Annotated in this window: 17 protein-coding genes; 12 read left to right on the top strand and 5 right to left on the bottom strand. The window is 70.1% G+C overall.

Annotated elements, in window-relative coordinates; all coding sequences use genetic code 11:
- Positions 1-2 precede the first annotated feature (2 nt).
- Entirely contained in the window at positions 3-2,312 is a 2,310-nt protein-coding gene (locus AB0M02_RS26185) for a PAS domain S-box protein (RefSeq protein WP_364231043.1), read from the bottom strand.
- A gap of 78 nt (positions 2,313-2,390) precedes the next feature.
- Here AB0M02_RS26185 and AB0M02_RS26190 point away from each other — a divergent pair, with 78 nt between their 5' ends.
- Positions 2,391-3,191 carry an SAM-dependent methyltransferase gene (locus AB0M02_RS26190; protein WP_364231044.1) on the top strand — a complete coding sequence of 267 codons (801 nt, stop codon included), beginning with the start codon at positions 2,391-2,393 and terminating at the stop codon, positions 3,189-3,191.
- On the opposite strand, the gene AB0M02_RS26195 is transcribed toward AB0M02_RS26190, so the two are convergent.
- Positions 3,163-3,441 carry a hypothetical protein gene (locus AB0M02_RS26195; RefSeq protein WP_364231045.1) on the bottom strand — a complete coding sequence of 93 codons (279 nt, stop codon included), beginning with the start codon at positions 3,439-3,441 and terminating at the stop codon, positions 3,163-3,165. The two genes, AB0M02_RS26190 and AB0M02_RS26195, sit on opposite strands and share 29 nt — an antisense overlap.
- 19 nt (positions 3,442-3,460) lie before the next feature.
- Here AB0M02_RS26195 and AB0M02_RS26200 point away from each other — a divergent pair, with 19 nt between their 5' ends.
- Together AB0M02_RS26200 and AB0M02_RS26205 are read left to right on the top strand one after the other, a co-directional pair.
- Entirely contained in the window at positions 3,461-3,766 is a 306-nt protein-coding gene (locus AB0M02_RS26200) for a DUF3817 domain-containing protein (protein WP_364231047.1), read from the top strand.
- A 10-nt stretch (positions 3,767-3,776) separates the two neighbouring features.
- Positions 3,777-5,885 carry a glycoside hydrolase family 15 protein gene (locus AB0M02_RS26205; RefSeq protein WP_364231050.1) on the top strand — a complete coding sequence of 703 codons (2,109 nt, stop codon included), beginning with the start codon at positions 3,777-3,779 and terminating at the stop codon, positions 5,883-5,885.
- Here the strand turns inward: AB0M02_RS26205 and AB0M02_RS26210 are convergent.
- Positions 5,873-6,967, bottom strand: coding sequence for a LacI family DNA-binding transcriptional regulator (locus tag AB0M02_RS26210; protein WP_364231053.1), 1,095 nt, complete (start codon positions 6,965-6,967; stop codon positions 5,873-5,875). The two genes, AB0M02_RS26205 and AB0M02_RS26210, sit on opposite strands and share 13 nt — an antisense overlap.
- Positions 6,968-7,108: 141 nt before the next feature.
- Between AB0M02_RS26210 and AB0M02_RS26215 the strand changes: the two genes are divergently transcribed.
- Positions 7,109-7,990, top strand: a complete 882-nt coding sequence (locus AB0M02_RS26215) for an AraC family transcriptional regulator (RefSeq protein ID WP_364231055.1) — start codon at positions 7,109-7,111, stop codon at positions 7,988-7,990.
- A 16-nt stretch (positions 7,991-8,006) separates the two neighbouring features.
- Here AB0M02_RS26215 and AB0M02_RS26220 read toward each other — a convergent pair whose 3' ends face one another.
- The gene (locus tag AB0M02_RS26220; RefSeq protein ID WP_364231057.1) at positions 8,007-8,477 is read right to left on the bottom strand and encodes a hypothetical protein; all 471 of its coding nucleotides are present in this window, start codon (positions 8,475-8,477) and stop codon (positions 8,007-8,009) included.
- A 177-nt stretch (positions 8,478-8,654) separates the two neighbouring features.
- Between AB0M02_RS26220 and AB0M02_RS26225 the strand changes: the two genes are divergently transcribed.
- The 8 genes from AB0M02_RS26225 to AB0M02_RS26260 all read left to right on the top strand — a co-directional run bounded on the left by AB0M02_RS26225 (position 8,655) and on the right by AB0M02_RS26260 (position 17,209).
- Positions 8,655-9,431 (top strand): SAM-dependent methyltransferase, encoded by a 777-nt coding sequence (locus tag AB0M02_RS26225; protein ID WP_364231059.1) that lies wholly within the window; start codon positions 8,655-8,657, stop codon positions 9,429-9,431.
- A gap of 71 nt (positions 9,432-9,502) precedes the next feature.
- Positions 9,503-10,519, top strand: coding sequence for a sporulation protein (locus AB0M02_RS26230; protein ID WP_364231061.1), 1,017 nt, complete (start codon positions 9,503-9,505; stop codon positions 10,517-10,519).
- A gap of 432 nt (positions 10,520-10,951) precedes the next feature.
- A complete protein-coding gene (locus AB0M02_RS26235; RefSeq protein ID WP_364231063.1) occupies positions 10,952-11,968 on the top strand; it encodes an ABC transporter substrate-binding protein in 1,017 nt (338 codons plus the stop codon).
- Positions 11,965-12,735, top strand: a complete 771-nt coding sequence (locus AB0M02_RS26240; protein ID WP_364231065.1) for an ABC transporter ATP-binding protein — start codon at positions 11,965-11,967, stop codon at positions 12,733-12,735. The genes AB0M02_RS26235 and AB0M02_RS26240 overlap by 4 nt, the downstream gene beginning before the upstream one ends.
- Positions 12,728-13,546 carry an ABC transporter permease gene (locus AB0M02_RS26245; RefSeq protein ID WP_364231066.1) on the top strand — a complete coding sequence of 273 codons (819 nt, stop codon included), beginning with the start codon at positions 12,728-12,730 and terminating at the stop codon, positions 13,544-13,546. The genes AB0M02_RS26240 and AB0M02_RS26245 overlap by 8 nt, the downstream gene beginning before the upstream one ends.
- A 17-nt stretch (positions 13,547-13,563) precedes the next feature.
- Positions 13,564-14,457 (top strand): TauD/TfdA family dioxygenase, encoded by an 894-nt coding sequence (locus AB0M02_RS26250; protein WP_364231068.1) that lies wholly within the window; start codon positions 13,564-13,566, stop codon positions 14,455-14,457.
- Entirely contained in the window at positions 14,457-15,797 is a 1,341-nt protein-coding gene (locus AB0M02_RS26255; RefSeq protein ID WP_364231069.1) for an LLM class flavin-dependent oxidoreductase, read from the top strand. Before AB0M02_RS26250 ends, AB0M02_RS26255 begins: the two co-directional genes overlap by 1 nt.
- Positions 15,794-17,209: an MFS transporter gene (locus AB0M02_RS26260; RefSeq protein WP_364231070.1), complete on the top strand. Its 1,416-nt coding sequence runs from the start codon at positions 15,794-15,796 to the stop codon at positions 17,207-17,209. The genes AB0M02_RS26255 and AB0M02_RS26260 overlap by 4 nt, the downstream gene beginning before the upstream one ends.
- Here the strand turns inward: AB0M02_RS26260 and AB0M02_RS26265 are convergent.
- Positions 17,206-17,814, bottom strand: a complete 609-nt coding sequence (locus AB0M02_RS26265; RefSeq protein ID WP_364231071.1) for a hypothetical protein — start codon at positions 17,812-17,814, stop codon at positions 17,206-17,208. The genes AB0M02_RS26260 and AB0M02_RS26265 overlap by 4 nt on opposite strands.
- Positions 17,815-18,418: the final 604 nt, after the last annotated feature.

The raw sequence follows: 18,418 nt of genomic DNA on the forward strand, positions 1-18,418 counted from the left end.
CGTCACTGGAGTTCCTCGTGCAGCGCCCGCATCAGCTCGGCGCTCGTGAACGGCTTCTCCAGCAGGTGCACGTCGGCCGACAGGGTGCCGTGGTTGGTGAGCACCGGCTGGGCGTACCCGGACATGAACAGGACCCGGGTGGCCGGCCACGCCTTCATGATCGCGGCCGCCAGGTCCTTGCCCAGCATCCCCGGCATGATCACGTCCGTGAGCAGCACGTCGATCGAGTGGCCGGCGGCCAGCCGCAGCGCCTCCTCGCCGGTGTCCGCGGCCAGCACCGTGTAGCCGCCCCGCCGCAGGATCCGGCACGTGACCTCGCGCAGCGCGTCCTCGTCCTCCACGACGAGCACGGTCGCGCCGTGCCCGGTCAGGCCGGCCGCCGACTCCTCCTGCACGGCCTCCTGCGCCTGCACCTCGGTGGCCGGCAGCAGGATCGTGAACGTGGTACCGATCCCCGGCTCGGAGTAGATCTGGACCGTGCCGCCGGCCTGCGTGATGATCCCGTAGACCGTGGCCAGCCCGAGGCCGGTGCCCTGCCCGCTCGGCTTCGTCGTGAAGAACGGCTCGAACGCCTTGTCGATCACCTCCTTGGGCATGCCCGTGCCGGTGTCCGAGACCCGCAGGCGCACGTAGCGGCCGGGCAGCAGCCCGGCCCGGGCCGCCGCGTGGTCGGCGTCCACCGGCACCGGCGCGGTGTCGATCGTCAGCCGCCCGCCGGTGGGCATCGCGTCGCGGGCGTTGACCGCCAGATTCACCAGCACCTGCTCCAGCTGACCCGGGTCGGCCATCACCGACGGCAGCCCGGCCGTGGTGCGCACGGTCAGCGCGATGTGCTCCCCGAGCGACCGCTCGAGCATCTGATGCACCTCGGTGACCACCGTGTTCAGGTTCAGCGGGCGCGGCCGGATCACCTCGCGCCGCGCGAACGCCAGCAGCTGATGCGTCAGGTCGCTGCCGCGCCGCGCCGCCCGCGCGATCTGCTCGGCGTCCACCGCGGGCGGGCTGCCGGCCGCGTCCTCGATGATGAACGACGCGTAGTTGAGGATCACCGCGAGCAGGTTGTTGAAGTCGTGCGCGATACCGCCCGCCAGCTGCCCCAGGCTCTCCAGGCGCTGCGCCTGCTGCATCCGGGCCTCGAGGCGCTGCCGGTCGGTCTCCTCCCGCAGCCGGTTGCGTTCCTCCTCGGCGGAGAGCCGCTCGGTGATGTCGCGGACCACCACGACGATCACGGTCCCGCTGTCGGTGTGCAGCGAGCTGCAGGCGATGTCGACCGGCAGCTCGGCTCCGCCGCGCCGCAGCGCCCGGCGTGACGCCCAGCGGTGGTCGATCGGCTCGCTCGGGTCGGTGTCCGCCCGCTCGGTGTCCAGCGGCGTGCTGTCCCCGCCGGTACGCAGCACCGCCGACACCGGCGGCAGCCCGTCCGGCAGCAGTTCCGGCAGCGGCATGTGCAGCAGGTCGTACCGGGGATAGCCGAACAGGCGCTCGGCCTCCGCGTTGACCAGCACCACCTCGCCGGACTCGGCGACTCCCAGCATGGCGTCCGGCGCGGCGTCGAGGAACGCCTGAACGCGGGCCTCGGCACGTTCCCGGTCGCTGATGTCGCGGCCGACGCTCGTGGTGCCGAAGATCGTGCCGCGCTCGTCGAGCAGCGGGGAGATCAGCATCGAGACGGCGACGATCTCGCCCTTGGCGTTCTGCCGGAGGCTGCGGTACCGGTCGACGCGGCCGCCGAGGCGTACGAGCAGGCGGATCTGCTCCTCGTCGGTGCGGCGGGCCACCGGGATGATCTCGTCGATCGGTTTGCCGATCATGTCAGCGGCGGGGTAGCCGTAGAGGATCTCGGCGCCCGGGTTCCAGGACAGGACCAGGCCGTCCAGGTCGGTGGTGACGATCGCGTCGTGCGAGGACTGGACGATCGAGGCGAGCAGGGCCCTGGTCCGCGCCGCCTCCCGCTGTGCTGTGTCGTCGCGGAGCACGGCTGTCACGTACGTCTGCTGGTCGGGACCGGCCATGGCGGAGAGCGACACCTCCACGGCGAAGACGGTGCCGTCGCGGCGCAGGCCGCGCAGCGGCAGCCGGCGCAGTGGCTGGTGCTCGCCGCCGAGGTACGTCCTCCGATTCGTCGGATGCTGTTCCCGGACGTCCTCCGGCACCAGGTCGTCGACCGAGGTGCCGACGAGCGTGTCGGCGGGATATCCGAACATGTCGTGCGCCCGGCGGTTGGCCAGCGTGATGATGCCGTCCGAGCGGCTGACGATGATCGCGTCCGGGGCGGTGTCGAGCAGGAGCCCCGGGATCTCGCGTGACTCCACCGCTACCTCCCACCCCCTAAAGTACGTCTATTCGGATATTCCGGGTATGAGGATGGGGAATCTGGGCATCGTGGCGGGGTGACGACGCCGGACCTACCCACCGCGATCGACCCCAACCGCCCCAGCGCGGCTCGCATCTATGACGCGTTCCTCGGCGGCACCCACAACTTCGCCGCCGACCGCGCGGTGGCCGCCCGCGCCGTCGAACTGGTGCCCGAGCTGCCGCTGATCGCCCGTGCCAACCGGGCGTTCCTGCACCGCGCCGTCCGGTACGCCACCGGCCGCGGCGTCCGCCAGTTCCTGGACCTGGGCTCCGGCATACCCACCGAGCGCAACGTGCACGAGGTGGCCCGCGAGTCCGACCCCGAGGCGCGGGTGGTCTACGTCGACATCGACCCCTCCGCCGTGCTCTACGCCCGCCACCTGCTCGGCGCCGACCCGTGTATCGCGGTCGTGCACGGCGACCTGCAGCATCCCGGCCCGATCCTGGCCGACCGGGCGGTACGCGCCCTGCTCGACCCGGAGGAGCCGACCGCCATCCTGATGATCTCGGTGCTGCACTTCGTCCCGGCCAGCCCGGCGATCGACCAGGCGATGGTCACCTACCGGGAGATCGCCCGGCCCGGCAGCGTCCTCGCGCTCACGCACGCCACCAACAGCGCCCGCCCGCAGGCCATGGAGCGCGTCGCCGACCTCTACAACCGGACCGGCACCGCGCTCGTGCCCCGCGACGAGAGCCAGGTGGCCGGCCTGTTCGAGGGCTGGCGGCTGGTCGATCCGGGCCTCGTGTACGGCCCGCTGTGGCGCCCGGACCCCGGCGAGCCGACCCCCGAGGACCCGTCGAAGTTCCTCACGATCGCCGCCGTCGGTGAGCGATAGGCACCGCGGCGTCGGCCGGCCGGTCCCAGCCGTCGCACTCGTCCGCCGGCTCCACCTCGATCAGATCGAGCAGGTCAGGGCCGGTGTGCCCGGTGTCGACCGAACCGCCGGTCAACCCGAGCAGGGCGGCACAGTTGCGCCCGTAACCCTGCACCATCCGATCGGCGCGGGTCGGGTGACCGCACCGCCGGCAGGGGCGCATCGGTATCTCGGCCACCCGATCAGCGTCCCACAGGAAACGTTCATCCACGCCCCGCTAGGGTCGGCCGGTGCAACCGCTTCGCATCTTCCGCATCACCGCGATCGCCGAGGCGATCTCCTGGACCGGCCTGCTCATCGGGATGTATCTGAAGTATGTCCCGGAGACCACCGAGGCCGGCGTGTGGCTCTTCGGCCGGCTGCACGGCGCGCTCTTCATCGCCTACCTGGCCGCCACCCTCTGGGTCGCTCGAGCCGAGCGCTGGTCGCTGTGGCGCACCCTCTTCGGACTGGCCGCCTCGATCCCGCCGCTCACCACCCTGATCTTCGAGCGCTGGGTCACGTCCCGGGATGCGGCGGCTGCCGCGCGGGTGTAGACCGGAGTTCATGGCGTTCCTCAAACTGGCCGCCACGTCGCTGGCGATGGCCCTGTCACCCGGTCCGGCACCCGGCACCGACCAGCAATACCTTCCGGCGGACAAGACCGGGTTCCTGACCTCGGCGGACACCCGCAGCAAGGTCTGGGCGACAGTGCAGCGCGCCGGCGGCCTCGGCGAGGTCTTCTACCCCGACCTCGGCACGCCCAGCGTCCGCGCCCTGGGCTTCGTGCTCGCCGGCCCGGACGGCCGCGCGGTCCGCGCCGAGGACGCCGCGACCGTCACCACCGCGCTGACCGGCGACCGCAGCCTCAGCTATGCCCAGACGTTCACCGAGAAGTCCGGCCGGTGGCGGCTCACCGCCTCCTACACCACCGACCCGCGCGCCGCCGGCGTCCTGGTCGACCTGCGCCTCACCACCCGCGGCGACCGTCCGTACCGGGTGTACGCCGTCTACGACCCGGCCCTGGCCAACACCCGCGGCAACGACTCCGGCCGCACCGACGGCGACGCCCTGCTCGCCTCCGACGGCCCGGTGGCCAGTGCCTTCGTCGCGTCGCCCGGATTCACCGCGACGTCCAGCGGCTTCACCGGCACCTCCGACGGCTGGACCGACCTGCTCGCCGACGGCCGGATGGACTCCCGGAACCCGTCGGCGTCACCGGGTTACCTGGTCCAGACCGGCGAGACCACGCTGACCGGCCGCCCCGGCCACCGCGCGGCGACGCTGGCGCTCGGCTTCGCGCCGTCCACCGGGGCGGCCCTGGGTATCGCCCGGGACTCGTTGCGCCGGGGCTTCCCCGCGGTCGCCCGCGACTACACCTCCGGCTGGTCCCGCTACCTCGACGGCCTCGACCGCCCACCGGCCGTCGCGGACCGCCGCCTCCACCGGGTGTCGGCGATGGTCCTGGCCGCGAGCGAGGACAAGACCCACCGTGGCGCGTACGTGGCCGCGCCCGCCGCACCCTGGGCGTTCGGCCGCGACGACCCGTCCGGCCCGTACCACCTGATCTGGGCCCGGGACCTCTACCAGATCGCGACCGGGCTGCTGGCGGCCGGCGACCGGGCCGGGGCCGAGCGCGCCCTCGACTACCTGTTCACCGTTCAGCAGAAGCCGGACGGCTCGTTCCCGCAGAACTCCCGCCTCGACGGCACGCCGGTCTGGGAGGGCCTGCAGCTCGACGAGGTCGCGCTGCCGGTCGTGCTGGCGTACCAGCTGGGCCGCACCGACGCCGCCACCTGGGCGGGCGTGCGGCGGGCCGCGGACTTCCTGCTCGGCTTCGAACAGGACGGCAACCGGGCGCCGTGGAGCCCGCAGGACCGCTGGGAGAACCAGTCGGGGTACTCGCCGGCCACCATCGCGGCCCAGATCGCCGGGCTGGTCTGCGCCGCCTCGATCGCCCGCGCCAACGGGGACACTGCGGCGTCGGCGCGTTACCTGGCGACCGCCGACGAGTGGCAGTCCAAGGTCAAGGACTGGACGGTCACCAGCACCGGGCCGTACTCCGGATCGCCCTACTTCCTGCGCCTCACCAAGGACGGCCGGCCGAATCTGGGTACGGCGTACGACATCGGTGACAGCGGACCCTCCGGCGTCGACCAGCGGACCGTCGTGGACCCCGGGTTCCTCGAACTGGTCCGTCTGGGCGTGCTGCCGGCCTCCGACCCGGCGGTGCGCAACAGCCTCACCGTCGTGGACCGGCAGCTCGGCGTGCCCACGAGGCGCGGCCTCTTCTGGTACCGGGCGTCCTTCGACGGGTACGGCGAGAAGGCCGACGGCAGCCAGTGGGACTACCCGCTGCCGGCCGGCTCGCGCCTCACCCGCGGCCGGGCCTGGCCGCTGCTCAACGGTGAGCGCGGTGAGTATCTGATCGCCGCCGGGCGGACCGGGCCCGCCGGCGAGCAGCTCCGGACCATGGCCCGCGCGGCCTGCCAGGGGCTCCTGCTGCCCGAACAGGTCTGGGACAACCAGCCGCCGTACCGGGAGCCCGGCACACCGACGACGTCCGCCACGCCGCTGACCTGGACCCACGCGCAGTACCTACGGCTGGCCCGCGACCTGGAGGCCGGCCGCGTCCTGGAGCAGCCGGCCGTGGTGGCCGAACGCTACCTGCGCTGATCGGCGCGTGTGCTGGAGCCGCGGACGATCAGTCGCGGTTCGTGGGTCTCGTGCACCGCGTCGCGCCGGCCGCCGATGCGCTCGACGAGCAGGGCCGCCGATCGGCGGCCCATCTCGTGCCCGTTCTGGTTGACGCTGGTCAGGTTGATGCCGGGGTGGTCGGCGAGCCGGGCGTCGTCGTAGCCGGTCACGGCGATGTCCTCGGTCGTCAGCCCCCGTTCGGCGAGGGCGCGCAGCACGCCCAGCGCGGCGTCGTCGTTGCCGGCGAACACCGCGGTGGGCGGCTCCGCCCTGTCGAGGGCGGCACCCATCGCCCGCCGGGCCGGCTCCTCCTCGAACCGGGCGGCGATCACCCGGATGTGCCGGCTCAGACCGGCCTGGCGCATGGTCTGCTGATAGACCGAGCTGCGAGTGGCCTGGGGTGTGAGCGTCGACCGCGGCACACCTCGGTCCAGGTGGGTCAGGTGAGTGATGCGCTGGTGGCCCCGCTCCAGCAGGTGCGCCATGACCAGCCGGGAGCCGGCGGCGTCGTCACCGACGATCGTGTCGTAGCGCTGGGACTGGTCGTGTCTGCCGAGCTGCACCAGCGGGATCCGCCGTGCCACCGCCTCCAGCCAGTCGGGCCGCTCGAGCGGGGCGATGACGACAATGCCGTCGACCTGGCGGTCGTAGAGGGCCTCGACGGCGCGGTAGCCGGCCCGGTACTCGTCGTCGGCCGGCGCGAGGATCATCTGGTACGGCGTCTCGCGCAGGTGGGCTGCCACCCCCTCCAGGACGTCGGAGATGAAGTAGCTGCCGAAGTGGGGGATGACCACGCCCACGGTGAGCGCGGAGCCGCGCATCGCCCGTGCCGCGACACGGGGGCGGTAGTCGAGCTCCGCGATCGCCCGGTTGACCCGCTCGCGCATGGCGTCGCTGACGCCGTAGGCGTCGCGCAGGACCTTCGAGACGGCGGCGCGGGACACACCGGCCGCCCGCGCGACGTCGTCGATGGTGGCCCGGCCAGGCTCGGCGCTGAACTTCTGTAGATCGATACACGAAAACGTAGACCGATCTACAAAAATCGTCAATACTCGCGCCACCTGCTAAGACATGCGGTTGACACGTGTGCGACACATTTTCTAGCATCGATCACAGGAGTTCCTGAATCGTTTCAGATCGCGCTGTCAATCGCCTGCCTGCTCACGACGTTCGACGTACCTCTGCGTGATTGGCGTCCGGAAATGCCCAAGACCACGATCGAACACAGGTCCACGCTCGTGTACTTCGGCGACGACACCTTCGCATATGCCGGCCGCCATCAGCACGAACGCGGGCATCCCGTGCACACGCACAGCTTCGTCGAGGTGGCCACCGTCGCCGCCGGCGCCGGGGTCCATCACAGCCTGAACGGCCGGCAGCGGCTGAACGTCGGCGATGTCGTGGTGCTGCGCCCGGGCGTCTGGCACGGCTTCGAGGACTGCCGCGACCTGGAGGTCTACAACCTGTGCTTCTCGGCCGAGCTGCTGCGCCGCGAGCTCAATTGGACCAGGGACGACCCGTTGCTGGGACCACTGCTCTGGACCGGCCCGTACACCGAACGCCGGCGGGGGATCCTGACCACCACCCTTGCCCCGGAGTCGCGCGCGGGTTACTTCACGCACCTCGATCAGCTCGCGCGGTTGCGTACCCTGCCTCAGCACCTGCACCGCACCGACATGATCGCCCACGTCGTCCTGGCTCTCAGCTGTGTCGCGCGGGCGGCCGGCGGCGGCGCCCGCCTCGACCCGATGCATCCGGCGGTCGCCGCGGTGATGCGGCGGATCGAGGGGCAACCGGCCCACAACTGGACGCTGGGTGAACTCGCCGACGAGCTTCACCTGGCGCCGTCGTACCTCATCCGGCTCTTCAAGTCGGCCACAGGGCTGCCTCCGATAGCGTTCCTGCACCGTCACCGGGTCGAGATCGCCGCGGAGATGCTCCTGCACTCCGACCGCACGGTACGGGCGATCGCAGACACCGTCGGCTGGCCCGACCAGAACCATTTCGCCCGCCGATTCCGCGCGCACTACGGGCTCAGCGCCTCCGAGTACCGAGCCAGATTCGCCCGCCGCCTCAGGCTCTGAACGGCGGCGCGGGCCACTACGCGGGGGTGCCGGCCGACAGCAGGATGCCCAGGCAACCGCAGACGGCCAGGCTCAACGCCGTGACCAGGAGGATCACCGCGGCTACCAGGCCCGGATAGCGCTGCGGCGGCGAGCCGAGGGCGCCGGCCATGAACGACAGCAGGGGAGCGCGGTACTCGAGTTCGACGGTGCGGCCGGGCACGGCGATGACGGTTGTCTCGGCCGCGCCGATCCGGGACGGCACCAGGTACGGAATGTGGACGTGGACCAGGTGGGGGCCGAGTGCCACGGATGTGACCACGCGGCCCCAGCTCGCCGGGACGGGCTGGCCGTCGACCTCCAGGACCGGGGTGAAGAGCCCGAGCAGGAAGGCGAGTGGCGCGTATCGCAGGGTCACGGCGATGTTGGCACCGCCGTCACGGCGCGACGAATCGACCGGCGGCAGGCCGGGCTGGAAGGGCCGGCGAGGCGGCGCTTGGATGGCCAACGCTGCACCTTTGACGAGGGTCGCTCGCGAAGAATATGCCGGACGGGCCGCCCGAGGTAGGTCCAATGTGGACCTTGGGTGCCACGGCATCGGCCGATGCCGTTAGGATGGCGATCCGACCATTTTTCGGATTCGGCCTGGAGGACTGCCTTGACCAGCGGAGACACCGGACCCAAAGTGGACCAGCAGACCGTCTCGCCGGCGCGCCGGTGGAACTACTGGCTCGGCGGCAAGGATCACTTCCAGATCGACCGGGAGTCCGGTGACCGCATCGCCGACGCCTATCCGGCGGTGCGCGTGGCAGCGCGCCAGGGGCGGGCCTTCCACAACCGGGCCATCCAGTTCCTGGCCGGGGAGGCCGGGATCCGGCAGTTCATCGACATCGGCACCGGCCTGCCCGCGCCGGACAACACCCACGAGATCGCGCAGGCCATCGCGCCGGACTCCAAGGTCGTCTACGTGGACAACGACCCGATGGTGCTGGCGCACGCGCGGGCCCTCATGGTCGGCAGCGCGACGACGTACGTGAACGGGGATCTCCGCGACCCCGGCGCGATCCTGACCTCCGACGAGGTCCGGGCCACGCTCGACCTGAGCCGGCCGGTCGGCATCCTGCTGATCGCCGTCCTGCACTTCATCAAGGACGACGAGCAGGCCCGCGGGGTGGTCCGCGAGCTGCTCGCGGCGGCGCCGCCCGGCAGCTACCTGGTGGCGACGAACTCGACGAAGGACTTCGTCTCGCCCGAGGCCGGCGCGCTCTACGACGCGATGCTCGCCGCCGGGCACGTCGACGCCTGGCCGCGCGACAGGGACACGTTCACCCGCTTCTTCGACGGTCTCGAGATCGTCGATCCGGGTGCGGTGGCGATCTGCGACTGGCGCCCGGACTCCGAGGAGCGCCCCACGCCCGCCGAGGTGTCGATGTATGGCGCCGTTGGTGTCAAGACCCGGTGATTTCTCAGCGACCGTTCAGCGGACGTTGCTATTTTTCCGATCCTGACGGGTTTTGAAGCGGGAGAAGAATCGTGGTCTTCAAGAAGTTGCTGGGCGCTCTCGGGGTGGGCGGGCTCAGCGTGGACACCGTGTTGTCCAACCCCAGCACCTACCCGGGCGCGACCCTGACCGGCCAGGTCAACCTGGTGGGCGGCACGCAGGACCAGGACATCGAGCACATCACGCTCGGCCTGGTCACCCGGATGGAGGTGGAGGGCGGCGGCGGTGACTACTCGGCCGTCAGCGACTTCCTCCGGATCCCGGTCACCGGCCCGATGCGCATCTCCGCGGGACAGCAGGTCTCGCTGCCGTTCCGCTTCGACATGCCGTGGGAGACGCCGATCACCGCGGTGTACGGGCAGACCCTGCGCGGCATGGTGATGGGCGTGCGCACCGAGGTGTCTATCGCCCGCGCGATCGACAAGGGCGACCTGGACCCGGTGCACGTGCACCCGCTGCCGATCCAGCAGCGCATCCTCGACGCGTTCAGCGCGCTGGGCTTCCAGTTCAAGTCCGCCGACCTGGAGTACGGGCAGATCTACGGCGTCCACCAGACGCTCCCGTTCTACCAGGAGATCGAGTTCTACCCGCCCGCGCAGTACGCGCACGGGGGCATCAACGAGGTCGAGCTGACGTTCGTGACCAGCCCGCACGCCGTCGAGGTGGTCCTCGAGTTCGACAAGCGCGGCGGCCTGTTCACCCAGGGCCACGACACATATGGGCGGTACACGGTGTCGCACGCCGACGCCGACACCACCGACTGGCGCCAGGTCGTCGACGGCTGGGTCCGCCAGGCCGTGGACCGTCGCAAGTCGATGCCCGGCTTCGGCGCCCCGGCCGGTTACGGTCACGGCGGTCACGGCGGTCACGGCGGTCACGGCGGTCACGGCCACCACGGCCACTACCGGCGTGGGCACGGCGGCATGGGTGGCGCGCTCGGCGGTGCCGCTCTGGGTGTCGCGGGTGGTCTCGCAGCGGGCTACCTCGCCGGCGAGGCGATCGAGGAAGCGGGCGAGGCTTTCGGGGACTTCGGCGACTTCGGCGAGTGACCTGACAGAGCACTTCGGAACGGGGCGAGGGCCATCCCTCGCCCCGTTTTTGCTGTTCAGCGCGTGCTTACTCCGTACCCATGAAGGGTTTGCCTTCTCCATTCCCTACTCAACCTATGGGAAATGTATGTGGCGTGGGTCACAAAGTGGCTGACGTGGAGCCATCTGCCCGTCTACGTTCGGTGGCATGAACGGAAGCAAGCGCCTGACCCGGCGCCGCTTCGTCGACTACCTCCGGGTGTGCACCTGCGCCTGTTGAGTCCGACGGCGGCGGTGCCGCCCTTGACTGACAACGATCACTGACCGGCATCGACGCCGGGAGATGCCCCATGCCCGCGGGCGGTCGTCGGACCGCCGCGATCAACCCTGCCCGAAACAGCCGGCGCCGGCCGGCCGATGAACGCTGACCACCTCCGGAAGAAGGAGCACCCCATGGCCACCCGCAGATCCGCACTCGCCGCCGCGCTGGCCGGCGTCCTCGCCGTCACCACCCTGTCCGCCTGCGGTGGGTCCGGCAGCGCCGCGGCCGCCGGGGACCAGGTGAAAGAGCTGCGCTACCAGGGCTCGGTAGGTGCGGTCACGCCGGCCGAGCTGGCCGAGTCACTCGGCTATCTGGGCGACGTGAAACTCAAATGGATCGGCAACACGATCAGCGGGCCACAGGACATCCAGGCCGCCACGACCGGCGACATCGACTTCGGCGGGGCGTTCAACGGCGCGATCGTCAAGCTCAAGGCGTCCCGGGCGCCGATCACCGCGGTGGTCGGCTACTACGGGTCCGACAAGGACAGCTACATCGGCTACTACGTGCCTTCGAACAGCCCGATCAAGACGGCGCGGGACCTGATCGGCAAGAAGATCGGCGTGAACACGCTCGGCGCGCACTCCGAAGCGGTGATCAAGACGTATCTGACCCGCAACGGCCTGACCCCGGACGAGATCAAGCAGGTCGAGCTGGTCGTGGTGCCGCCGGTCAACACCGAGCAGTCACTGCGGCAGGGCCAAATCGACGCCGGCGCGCTGAGCGGGGTGCTGCGTGACAAGGCCCTCGAACGCGGTGGCATCCGGCCGCTGTTCACCGACTTCGAGCTGCTCGGGGCGTTCACCGGTGGCAGCTACGTGCTGCGCAACGACTTCATCGAGAAGAACCCGGACACGGCGCGCACCTTCACCACGGGGGTCGGTAAGGCGATCGAGTGGTCGCGTACCCAGCCTCGCGAGACCGTCATCGCGAAGTTCTCCGAGATCGTCAAGAACCGGGCCCGCAACGAGGACAGCAGCACGCTGAAGTTCTGGAAGAGCTACGGCGTGACCAGCACCAACGGCGTCATCGCGGACACCGACTTCAGCGTGTGGATCGACTGGCTGAACGGCACCGGCGAGCTGAAGAAGGACGACCTCGAGCCGGCCGACATCTACTCCAACGCGTACAACGAGGTGGCTTCGTGATTCGCTTCGAGAACGTCGGCAAGACCTTCCAGGCCCGCGGCACCACGGTGACCGCCCTCCAGGAGATCAGCCTCTCCGTGACCGACGGGGAGTTCCTGGTCATCGTCGGCCCGTCCGGGTGCGGGAAGTCCACTCTGCTCGACCTGCTCGGCGGACTCGCCCAGCCGACAGCCGGGCGGATCCTGGTCAACGACAAGCCGGTCACCGGGCCCGGGCTGGACCGCGGCATCGTCTTCCAGCAGTACGCGCTGCTGCCCTGGCGGACCGCGCTGGGCAACGTCGAGTTCGGCCTCGAGGCCAAGCACGTACCCCGGCGCGAGCGCGCCGAGAGGGTCCGCGAGTACCTGGACCTGGTCGGCCTGACCGGCTTCCACGACCGGTACCCGCACGAGCTCTCCGGCGGCATGAAGCAGCGCGTGGCGATCGCCCGCAGCCTGGCGTTCGACCCGGACGTGCTGCTGATGGACGAGCCGTTCGCCGCCCTCGACGCGCAGACCCGGGACGGGTTGCAGGACGAGCTGCTGCGGATCTGGGAGAAGACCGGAAAGACCGTCGTGTTCATCACGCACGGCATCGAGGAGGCCGTCTACCTGGGACAGCGGGTGGCGGTCATGACGTCCCGGCCCGGCCGGATCAAGCAGATCGTCGACATCCCGCTCACCTCCCGGTCGGCCACCGAGGACCTGCGCTCGGACCCGGAGTTCACCCACTACCGCCACGAGATCTGGACGTTGCTCCGCGACGAATTGGAGTCCACCCGTGTCTAGCCTGACGGTTGTTTCCCCGGCGGTGAGGACGGCCGCGCCTGTCTCCCGGAATCTGCTGCGGGGAGTCGGCGCGGTGCTCACCCGTACCGTTGCGATTGGCGCCCTTGCCCTGATCTGGGAGATCTTCCCCCGGCTCGGTGTGGTCGACGCGGTCTTCCTGCCGCCGCTCTCCGAGGTGCTCTCGGCCTGGTGGGACCTGCTGGTCTCCGGCGAACTGTGGAGTCACACGTCGGCCAGCCTCGCCCGGTCGGCGGCCGGGTTCGGGCTGGCGGTGCTCATCGCCGTGCCGCTCGGCCTGCTGATCGGCTGGTACACCCCGGTGGCGAACCTGCTCAACCCGCTGCTCGAGGTGTTCCGCAACACCGCCGCGCTGGCCATCCTGCCGGTCTTCGTGCTGATCCTCGGCCTCGGCGAGACGTCCAAGGTCGCGATCATCCTGTACGGCTGCACGTGGCCGATCCTGCTCAACACCGTGAGCGGCGTCCGCACCGTCGACCCGCTGCTGATCAAGTCGGCCCGATCGCTGGGTCTCGGCCCGCTGCGCCTGTTCCAGAAGGTCGTGCTGCCCGCCGCGGTGCCGACCATCTTCACCGGCATCCGGCTGGCCGGCGCGGCCTCGATCCTCATCCTGATCGCCGCCGAGATGGTCGGCGCGAAGGCGGGGCTCGGCTACCTCATCAACTACGCCCAGTACAACTTCGCGGTCGCCGACATGTACGCCGGGATCATCACGATCTCCGCGATCGGCCTGGTCGTCAATCAGCTCCTCATCGTCACCGAGCGCCGGTTCTCCACCTGGCGCACGAACTAGCGAAGGGAATTTCGGAAATGTCGGAAATCGTGCGAATTGGTGGCCGAATCGGGGCCGAAGTACGCGGCGTCGACCTCAAGCAGGCAGTCTCCCCGGAGGCCGCCAAGGAGATCCACGACGCGCTCGTCGAGCACAAAGTACTCGTCTTCCGCGGCCAGAACCTCGACGACGAGCAGCACCAGCGCTTCGCCTCGCTCTTCGGTGAGCTGACTCTGGCGCACCCGACCGTGCCGTCCGTCGACGGCCAGGCGAACGTCCTGGAGGTGGCCGGCGGCGAGGGCGCCCGCGCCAACGCCTGGCACACCGACGTCACGTTCGTCGTCGCCCCGCCCAAGGCCACCACGCTGCGCAGCCTGGTCATCCCGCCGTACGGCGGCGACACCCTGTTCTCCAACACCGCCGCCGCGTACGCCGACCTGCCCGAGCACCTGCGCCTGCTCGCCGACCGCGCGTGGGCCGAGCACTCCAACGCGTACGACTACGCCGAGCACCCGCAGTTCCGCTCGGCCGAGGTCGACGAGTACCACCGGGTCTTCGTCTCCACCCGGTACCGCACCGCGCACCCGGTCGTCCGCGTCAACCCGGACTCCGGCAGGCCGAACCTGTTCATCGGCAACTTCGTCACCGGCATCCTCGGCCTGTCCAAGACCGAGTCCCGGGACATCCTGCGGCTGCTGCAGCACTACGTCACCCGCCCGGAGAACACGCTGCGCCACAGGTGGCAGGTCGGCGACATCGTGGTCTGGGACAACCGGAGCACCCAGCACTACGCCGCCGACGACTACGGCGACCTGGCCCGCAAGCTGCACCGCGTCACGGTCGCCGGCGACGTCCCGGTCGGCCTTGACGGCACCAAGAGCTACATCCTCGAGGGCGACGAGGCCACCCACTACACCCCGCGGGTGCGGTGATGACTCGTTCTGGACAGCTGCACCTCAACGCCTTCCTCATGAGCGTCGGCCACCACGAGGCGGCCTGGCGTCTTCCGGAGAGCGACCCGTACGCCGACCTCGACGTCGAGCACTTCAAGAACCTGGCCCGCATCGCCGAGCGGGGCAGGCTCGACTCTCTCTTCCTCGCCGACGGCCCGGTGCTCTGGGACCAGGTCGGCCGCCGCCCGTCCGGCGTGCTCGAACCGACCGTGCTGCTCACCGCCCTTGCCGGGGCGACCTCGCACATCGGGCTCATCGCAACCGCGTCGACCACGTACAACGAGCCGTACAACCTGGCGCGTCGATTCGCCTCGCTGGACATCGTCAGCGGCGGCCGGGCCGGCTGGAACATCGTCACGACGGCCGGGCTCGACGCGGCTCGCAACTTCAACCTGGACGCCCTGCCGGCGCACAGGGAGCGCTACCAGCGGGCCGCCGAGTTCGTCGACGTGTCGCTGAAGCTCTGGAACTCCTGGGACGACGAGGCCATCCTCGCCGACAAGGAGCGCGGCGTCTGGGGTGACGACAGCAAGATCTACCCGCCGGAGCACCGGGGCGCTTACTACTCGGTGGCCGGTGCGCTCAACGTGCCGCGGTCGGCGCAGGGCCAGCCGGTGCTGGTGCAGGCGGGTTCGTCGGAGAACGGGCGGAACTTCGCCGCCAGGTACGCCGAGGCCGTCTTCACCGCACACCAGACGCTGACCGACGCGACCGACTTCTACGACGACCTCAAGCGGCGGGCCGCCGAGCACGGCCGGGACCCGGACCACATCAAGATCCTGCCGGGGATCGTGCCGCTGATCGGCGCCACCGTGGGGGAGGCCCGCGAACTGGAGGTCGAGCTCAACCGCCTGATCCGACCGGAATACGCGTTGCGCACGCTGGCGGACCTGCTCGGCGTCGACCAGGCGGAACTCGACCTCGACGAGCAACTCCCGGCACAACTGCCGGAGGAGGAGCAGATCGAGGGAGCCAAGAGCCGCCGCACCCTGGTGGTCAACCTCGGCCGCCGGGAGAACCTCACGGTCCGCGAGCTGATCGCCCGCCTCGGCGGGGGACGCGGTCACCTCACGTTCGCCGGCACCCCGGTCCAGATCGCCGACAAGATCGAGCACTGGTACGAGTCCGGCGCCGCCGACGGCTTCAACATCATGCCGCCGGTCCTGCCGTCCGGACTGGACGCCTTCGTCGACCAGGTCGTGCCGATCCTGCAGGAGCGCGGCCGGTTCCGCACCGAGTACACCGGGCGCACGCTGCGGGAGCACTACGGGCTGCCCCGGCCGGCCAACCGGAACCGGGCACTGGTCCAGGTCCCGTGACAGCACCAGCACCACGCCCCGGCGGCGTTCCGGCCGCCGGGGCGGGCGCCCTGCCCCCTGGTAGACAGAACGCGCGTTCTGTCTCGCGAACCACAGGTAGACAGAACGCGCGTTCTGTCTGCCGACACAGGCAGACCCAAGCCCTCCTACCCGGCCTCTGCCTGGCCACCACCGCCTACTCCGTACTCCAGTCCCTGGTAGTACCCGCCCTCGGCGTCTTCCAGCGCGAACTCCACTCCACCCCGTCCGACACCGCCTGGCTCCTGACGGCCTTCCTCCTCAGCGCGTCGATCTCCACCCCGGTCCTCGGCCGGCTCGCCGACGTGCACGGCAAACGCCGCATCCTGCTGACCTCGCTTACCGCCATGAGCATCGGCGCCCTGACCTCCGCCGCCGCGAGCACCCTGCCGGTCATGGTCGCCGGCCGGGTGATCCAGGGCCTCGGCGGCGCGGTCTTCCCCCTCTGCTTCGCCCTGGTCCGCGACCACCTGCCCGCCCCGAACCGCGCCCGCGCGTTCGTCGCGATCTCCACCGTGATGAGCGTCGGCGGTGCCGCCGGAACCATCACGGCCGGCCCGATCATCGCCGCGCTCTCCTCACGCTGGCTGTTCCTGATCCCCGCGATCGTCTCCGCCCTGTCGATGATCCCGGTGGTCCTGCTGCTGCCACCCGGCCGCCGCACATCCGGCGAAGCGCGCGTCGACTGGCTCGGCGCGGCCCTCCTCGCGTCCTGGCTCGGCTTGCTCCTGCTCGCCCTCAGCACCGGTTCGATCTATCCGCTGCCGGTGTCGGTCCTGCTGGCCGTGATTTGGTGGCGCACCCAGCGCCGCGCCGCCCATCCGCTGGTCGACCTGCGCACCCTCGCACTGCCGACGGTTCGCGCCACCAACGCGGCCACGTTCCTGCTCGGCTTCGGCATGTTCGGCTCGTGGATGCTGATCCCGCTGCTGGTGGCCGACAGGTTCGGCGCCGGGCCGTCGATCGTCGGCCTGGTGATGGTCCCGACCGCCCTCGGCAACCTGCTGATCATGCGGGTGCACCGGCGGTTGTCGTCCCGGGCGGCTCTCGCGGCCGGCATCGGGACGTCCGCGTTCTCGTACCTTTTGATTGCCGTCTTTCATCGGAACCTGATCCAGGTCGGACTCGGCGTTCTCATCATGGGCGCGGGTGTCGGTTTGGCCTTCGCGGCGGTGGGCGCGCTGGTCGTGGAGGCGGTCCCGAGTGAACAGACCGGAGTCTCGGCGGCCGTCAACACGGTGATGCGCACGGTCGGCGGCAGTCTCGGCGCGGCCGCCGGGGGAGCGGTTCTGACCGCGGTGCCGAACTCCTACACCCTGGTCCTCGTCCTCTATGCCGCGGCGATGACCCTGGCCCTGCTGTGCGCCGCGCTAGTTCCCCGGGCCCCCGCCTAGATCTCCGCCGGCGCGCTCTGCCGCCGCGCTTCCGTCACATCGGCCATCAGCCGATCCCATCGCTCATCCGCCCGGAATCGCGCCAGCCGCACCCCCGCCTTGACCGCTTTCGCCGAGGTGTACTCCCACCACGCCGCCACCCGCACCGGCCACAGCCCCACCCGAACCGCGCCCGCGATGAAGCACCGGTGCGCCAGCAGCGTCGCCGCCAGGATCTCCGGGTCGAGCTCCACATCCGGGTCGTCGATCGCCCTGCCCAGCATCCGCACGTCGCGGTGCATCTCCGAATAGGCGATGAGACTCGGCATCGCCGGCACGATCAGCTCGTCGTCCGGCACCAGCACGTCGTCGGCGTAGACCGGCGTGAACACCGCGTCGTCGACCGTGATGATCAGCGGCAGGACGGCACGCTTCTGCTTCAGGTCGAACTGCACCGCGGGCGCGCCGGTGGGCACGCTCACCTCATAGACCTCGATGACGTCCCGCAGCGCCAGCTGAGCGGTATCGCCGATCGCCGGGATGTGCACGGTCACGAGACCGGGTCCGTAGGAGGGCTCCGTACCGGGCACCTCACCCACCAGCTCAGCAATCTCGTCAGCCCGCATGCTGCCGTTATACGCCGCCGGCACAACGTTGCCTCACCCTTACTTCTTTCTTGGGTACGCGACTCGTGCTCTGCCGCTCCTAGACTCGCGACGATGCTGCAACGCCGGGCCGCAGCGCGGCCGCCGGGACACCTGCACGGGCACCCGTCCGGTCCTCTCTGGATGTGACCGGCGTCGCCCGGAGGGGGATTTGGCATCGGGGACACGTGCCTGTAATGTTGTTCGAGCCGCCAGGGAGACGGGCGAGCGAGCGGGACCCTTCGGGGGCCCGGCCGGCCGTCCTGACGGAAATCCTAATCTTGATCGTGCGGTTGTCGATCGTGCGGTTTTGTGTGGGGCTCGGATTTCTCGGATTTGACGATTCGGGAATGGCGAGTAAAGTAGAGCGAGTGCCCCGGAAGGCAGAGAAATTTGCCGGATGGTGTGTGGTTGTTCTTTGAGAACTCAACAGGGTGCTTGATAAGCCAGTGCCAATTATGGCAATACCCCGGCTCATCTTTTTGGGATGAGTGGGAGATTCCTTTGGCAACATTTGTTGTTGCCAGGTTTCGCTTTTCAAAGATTTTTATTGGAGAGTTTGATCCTGGCTCAGGACGAACGCTGG

Source organism: Actinoplanes sp. NPDC051861, from assembly GCF_040681145.1.
GTDB lineage: Bacteria > Actinomycetota > Actinomycetes > Mycobacteriales > Micromonosporaceae > Actinoplanes.